This window comes from Enterobacter sp. C3_dUdeg (assembly GCF_057536195.1).
The window spans coordinates 1-6,719 of the sequence record NZ_BAAKFX010000021.1 but is presented as its reverse complement, the minus strand read 5'-3'; the positions used below and the strand labels follow the sequence as shown (position 1 = coordinate 6,719).

Genomic DNA, 6,719 nt, shown 5'->3' with positions numbered 1-6,719 from the left:
CAGATTGAAATTCTGCCGGGAACGCAGGCCGGATATTCCATCGTTAATCTCACGGGCAAGCCGGAATTTCCGTTAAGTGCATCCGTGAGCCTGGATAATAGCGGGCAGAAGAGCACCGGTGAAAACCAGCTGAGCGGCGTGCTCACCGCCAATAATATGCTGGGGCTGGCGGATAAATGGTTTGTCAGCGGCGGGCGCAGCAGCGATTTTGCCAGCGCGTACGATGCGCAGAATTTCCAGGCGGGCGTCAGCGTGCCGTCTGGCTACGGCCTGCTGGACTACAGCTACGCCTGGAGTAACTACCGGACCACCATCAGTAACCAGGGCTTCAACTGGCTCTCCACGGGCGATACGAAAACCCACCGCCTTAACGCGTCCTGGGTGGTTTTCCGCAACGGGGATGTCAAAACCGGCATTGCGGCGGGCGTGGTTCAGCGCTCCAGCCGCAACTGGCTGAACGACGCGCCGCTTAAGAGCAGCACGCGCAACCTCTCCAGCCTGGTCCTGGGAATTACCCACACGCAAAAAATGCTGGGCGGCGTGGCGACCTTCAACCCGACCTGGAGCCACGGCATGCCGTGGTTCAATGCCGAAACCGACGAAAATAAATCCGGGGATATGCCGCGGGCGGAATTCCGTAAATGGAGCCTGAACGCCAGCTTCCAGCGTCCAGTCGCCCGTAACGCGTGGTGGCTGACCAGCGCCTACGGCCAGTGGTCGCCCGACCGGCTGTACGGCGCCGAGCGCCTGACGCTCGGCGGCGAAAGCTCCGTGCGCGGTTTTAAAGAGCAGTACCTGTCCGGGGACAACGGCGGCTACTGGCGTAACGAGCTGGGGTATTCCCTCTTCACCCTCCCGGTAATTGGCGCGGTAAGCGCAACGGTCGCCGTTGACGGCGGCTGGCTGGAAAAAGACCGTCAGGACCGCTTTGCCTCCGGCACGCTGTGGGGCGGTTCGGTGGGGCTGAGCAGCGCTGGGCGCGGGTACAGCAGCCAGATTTCGGTCGGCACGCCCCTGCGCTACCCCGACTGGCTCGGCCCGGATCATGTGAGCGTTAACTGGCGCATTGCCTTCATGCTTTAAGAGACTCTACGACTATGGATACCCGTCACCCACCCGTTCGTTTCTCGCAGCGTCTGATCAGCTGGATTGTCTGCGGCCTGATGGTCTGGCAGCCGGTGGCACCCGCCGTCGCGGCGGCGCTCACGCCGGCCGGGCAGACCACGGTCGATCGGGCCGGGAACGGGGTGCCGGTCGTCAACATCGCCACGCCGAACGGGGCGGGCATCTCGCATAACCAGTTCGGTGAATATAACGTCGGCAGCGAGGGGCTTATCCTCAACAACGGCACGGACCGTTTAACCCGGACCCAGCTGGGCGGGCTTATCCAGAACAACCCCAACCTGCAGGCCGGGCGGGAAGCGAAAGGCATCATCAACGAAGTCACGGGAGCCAGCCGCTCGCAGCTGCAGGGCTACACGGAAGTCGCCGGTAAGGCGGCAAACGTCATGGTGGCCAACCCGTACGGCATTACCTGTAACGGGTGCGGATTTATCAACACCCCGAACGTCACCCTGACCACCGGCAAGCCGCAGTTTGACGCCAGCGGTAACCTGCTGGCGCTGGAGGTGACGAAAGGGGCCATCACGGTTGAAGGCCAGGGGCTGGACGCCAGCAAGAGCGACGCGCTGTCGCTGATTGCGCGCGCAACGGAAGTGAACGCCGCGATCCACGCGAACGACCTGACGGTGACCGCAGGGGCGAACCGCGTGGGCGCCGACGGCAGCGTCAGGCCGGTTGCCGGCGAGGGCGCCGCGCCCGTGGTGGCGGTGGATACCGGCGCGCTCGGCGGGATGTATGCGAACCGTATCCGCCTGGTCTCCAGCGAGGCGGGCGTCGGGGTGAACCTCGGCAACCTCACCGCGCGCCAGGGCGATATCCAGCTGGATGCGGGCGGGAAACTGACGGTCAGGAACAGCCTCGCCAGCGGCTCGATTAGCGCGAAGGGCGCGGGAGTGGCCCTCAGCGGCAGCCATCAGGCCGGGGGCGCACTGAACGTGGCCAGCTCGCAGGATATGGAACTGAATAACAGCACGCTCGCCAGCCAGGGCGACATGCGCCTTTCCGCGGCGGGGAAAGTGCAGATGACGGGCGGCGGGACAAACAGCGCGGGCGCGCTGGCGGTCAGCAGCGGGCAGGCGATGACGCTCAGCAATACCTCCCTTATCTCCCGCGGCGCGGCGACGCTGGACAGTCAGGACACCCTGACCGTCAACGGCGGCGGCGTGTCGGCACAGGGCGGGGCGCTGACCGTCGCGGGCGGGCAGGGAGTGGCACTTTCGGATGCCACGCTGACGGGCCAGGGCGACACCACGCTGTCCACCGGCGGCAGCCTGACGCAGCGCGGCGGCAGCGTCACCGGCAGGGGCGCGCTCAGCGTGGCGGCCGGGAAGGATATCACCCTGACGAATACCCGCAGCGGAAGCGATACCCGCGCGACGCTCAGCAGCGGCGGCACGCTGTCATCCACGGGCAGTGCGGTCTCGGCAGGGGAGAGCCTGGCGCTGAGCGGCGGGCAGCTGGTGCTGGACGGCCAGAGCCGGGCCGATGCCGCGGCCGATATCCGCCTGACGGGCAGCACCGTCAGTAACCAGGGGCAGGTGAATGCGGGGCGCGACATTGCGCTCTCCGGCGACAGGGTGTCCAGCAGCGGCCTGCTGGCGGCGAAAGGCCGTCTGGACGTGAACGCCGGAGAGCTGACGAACGGCGGCACGGCGCAGGGCAGCGACGTCACCCTGAAGGGGCAGACGGTGACCAACAGCGGCACCCTGCAGAGCGCCGGCAACCTGGCGTTAAGCGCCGGAACCCTGGCGCAGCGGGGCACGCTGAGCGCGAAGGGCAATGCGAACGTCACGGCGCAGCAGACCCTGCGTAACGACGGCAGCCTGCTGGCTGACGGCGCGATGAACGTGACCGCCGGCGTGCTTGAGCAGAACGGCACCCTGTCCGGCGCGACGGCGCTGACGGCGCAGGCCGGCACCCTGACCAGCGGTCAGGCGTCCCGCACGACCAGCCAGGGCAATATACAGATTACCGCGACCCGCAGCGCCAGCCTGAACGGGCAGACGGATGCGGCGGGGGCGGTCACCGTCAGCGCCGGCGACCTGACCACCGGCCCGGACGCGCACCTGCAGAGCGGGCAGGGGCTCACCCTGCAGGCGCAGAACGCCGCGCTGAACGGCACCCAGGCGGCGAAAGGCGCCCTGTCGGTGACGGCGGGCACGATTGCGCACGCCGGGAAATCCACCGGTGACGCGCTGAGCTTTAACGCGTCCGGCGACCTGACCAGCGGCGGGGAGCTCACCGCCGGCACCCTCACGCTCAGCGGACAGAACATCCTCCAGTCCGGCGCCGCAAAAGCGGACCGCATGACCCTGACGGCCCCCGGGCGCATCACCAGCAGCGGCTCGCTGGTTGCCGGTACCCTCTCGCTGGACGCTGCCTCGGTGGAGAACGGCGGGCTGCTGCAGGGGACCACCCTGCTCGGCCTGAAGACCGGGTCACTCACGAACCTCGCGGGCGGGTCGGTCTACAGCGCGCAGGATTTAACGCTGAACGTTCCGGTGCTGGCCAACCGCGGGCTTATTACCACCGACGGCACGCTGCGCATTAAAGGCGACACGCTGACCAACCAGGGTGAAATCAACGGCGTCAGCCTGAGCAGCGACTACCTCAGCCTGACCAGCAGCGGACGCCTGCTGGCGGACGACCGGCTCACCCTGAACGGCACTACTCTGGTTAACGCGGGCAGTATTGCCGCCGGCGACCTGCACATCACGGCGGACAGCCTGGAGAACCAGGGCACCGTCGAGGGGGATGCGGCCCTGACGCTCGGCGTGGCAGACCTCACTAACCGCGGCGCGCTGCGCAGCGGCGGAACGCTGACGCTTAACGGCGACACCCTTACCAGCAGCGGCGAGCTCAGCGCCACCGCGCTGCTGCTGAACCTGACCCGTCAGGTCAGCAACGAGGCGGGCGGCCGGGTGATTGCCCGGGACGGCCTGACGCTGACCGCCGCCAGCCTGACCAACAGCGGGCTGATGGCCGGTACCGACGCGCAGTTCAACAGCGCGTCGGTGACCAACGGCGGCACGCTGCAGGGAACCCGCTCGCTGACGGCGACGGGGGCACAGCTCAGCAACCTGCAGGCGGGCATGCTGCTCTCCGGTGGCGCGCTCGGCCTGCACCACACCACCCTTAACAACGCCGGGCTCATGCAGGGCAACACCCTGAACCTGGCCACCGGCGAGTGGATGAACACCGGTAACGCGCTGGGGGAAGCGGGCGTGACGGCGGCGGTGACCGGCGCGCTGACCAACAGCGGTAAGGTGCTCAGCCAGCAGGCGCTGGACGTTCAGGCCGGCAATACCGATAACCGGGGCCAGCTGCTGGCGAAAGTGCTGACCCTGCGGGGCGACCTGCAGAACAGCGGCCTGCTTCAGGGCAGCAGCACGCTGGCCTGGTCCGGCAACACCTTCGCGAACCAGACTCAGGGGCAGGTGACGGGCGGTGAGACCCTCACCCTGAGCGGACACACGCTCAGCAACGCGGGCAGCCTGCAGGGGCGCAGCGCCACGCTGGACGCCGCAGGCCTGAATAACCAGGGCAGCGTTCAGGCGCTGGACGCCCTGACGCTTGCCGCAACCGGCAGGCTGGATAACACCGGCGCCCTGCTCAGCCAGAACCTCTTCACGCTGACGGCGGCGCAGCTGTTTAACGACGGCCGGCTGGCGGGGAAAGCGCTGACGGTGAACGCCGCGCAGCTGACCAACACCGGCATGCTGCAGGGCAACGACACGCTGGCGCTGACCGCCCGCGCGCTGAGCAACGGCGCCACCGGGCAGCTGGTGAGCGGAAGCGGCCTGAATCTGTCCCTGGACACGCTCGATAACGCCGGTCTGCTGCTGGTGAACGGCGGGCTCACCCTCCGGGGCAGCGACCTGACCAACCAGGGCGATATTCAGGCGCAGGACCTGGATTTGGGTCTGGGCAACGCCCTGAGCAATACCGGGAACATCGTGGCCACCGGCGATGCCGCGCTTCACGCGACGACGCTGACCAGCAGCGGCACGGTGGCGGGCAGAACGCTGACCGCAGGCGCGACGGAGCTGCGCAACAGCGGCCTGATGCAGGGCAGCAGCGCGGTTAACGCCGCCGCTGACCGCTTTATCAACGCGCTGAACGGCAAATGGCTCTCCGGCGGCGGCTTCACGCTGACGGGCGGGCAGCTGACGAACGCCGGTACGCTGCAGGGCGCGACGCTGGACATGACCGGCACCACCCTGACCAGCAGCGGCACGGTGAACGGGCTGGCGGGGCTCAGCGGCACGCTCGGCGGGGCATTAACCAATACCGGGCTGCTGCAGAGCGGCGGCGCAACCACCTTCACCGCGGACACCCTGGCGAACCCGGGGCGCATCACCGGCGGCACGCTCTCCCTGACCGCCCGCGAGATGAACAACGACGGGCTGATGCAGGGAACGAACGGCCTGGCGCTCACCGGCACCGCGCTGACCACGGGCGCGGCCTCGCGCACCCTCTCCGGCGGCATGCTGACGCTTGACGCAGGCCAGCTGACCACGCAGGGCACGCTGCAGGGGAACGGCGCGGACATCCGCGCCACCGGCGACTGGACGCACGGCGGGTCCCTGCTCAGCCAGGGGGCGCTGACGGCCGCGACCGGCGGCACGCTGACCTCGTCCGGCTCGCTGATGAGCCAGGGGCGGGCGGATATCACCGCGCAGACGCTGGATAACCGCGGGCAGCTCCTCAGCGAAGGGGACGTGACGCTCGGCGGCAGCACCCTTAAAAACAGCGGCACCGTGCAGGGGAACACCCTCGCGCTGCGCCAGGACAGCATTAACAACCAGGGCACCCTGACCGGCCTGCAGAGCCTGACCGTTCAGGGGCAGCAGCGGCTGATGGCGCGCATGGCGATGGCCGCGCCGCAGCAGGCGCTGATTAACGGCGCTGGCGGCAGGCTTCTCACTCAGGGCGCGCTGACCATTGCCTCCGGGGCGGTGACCAACGCCGGCAGCTGGCAGGCGCAGAACATTCTGCTTAACGCGCAGTCGCTCAGCAACAGCGGCACGGTGCAGAGTGCCGACGGGCTGCAGATGACGCTGGCCGACACGCTCACCGGAACCACGGGCAGTAAGATTACCGCGCTGGGTGCGGCAACGCTGCAGGCCGCGACGCTGGTGAACCAGGGGCAGTGGGCGGCGAAAAACCTGACGCTGACCGGCGGCACGCTCAGCAACAGCGGCGCCATCAGCGGGGTGAATGGCCTGACCCTCAGCCAGACCGGCGCGGTCAGCCAGCAGTCGACCGGCACCCTGCTCTCCGGCGGGGCGCTGAACGTCACGGCGGCCTCCGTCACCAGCGACGGCAAAATGCAGGGGAGCACGCTCGGCATCACCACCGGGGCGCTCACCAACGGCGGACGTCTGCAGGGCGATAACGGCGCGACGCTGGCCCTCAGCGGCACGCTGACCAACAGCAGCGGGGGCGAAATCGTCAGCCGCGATGGCCTGACGCTGACCACGCCCGCGCTGTTTAACTACGGCCTGATTCAGGGCGGCGGCGAGACGCGCGTGACCGCCTCCTCGCAGGCGCGTAACGACGGCAGGCTGCTCTCCGGCGCGCGCCTGACGCTCGGC

The 6,719-nt window shown here is 68.3% G+C and carries 1 protein-coding gene and 1 pseudogene; both read left to right on the top strand.

What is annotated here, in order from left to right; genetic code table 11:
* Positions 1–1,083, top strand: a 1,083-nt coding sequence (locus tag AC27FC_RS23025) for a ShlB/FhaC/HecB family hemolysin secretion/activation protein (protein WP_248175892.1), incomplete at its 5' end; no start/stop codon positions are given.
* A 14-nt stretch (positions 1,084–1,097) separates the two neighbouring features.
* Positions 1,098–6,719 (top strand): annotated as a pseudogene (cdiA, locus tag AC27FC_RS23020) (contact-dependent inhibition toxin CdiA); the annotation flags it as partial.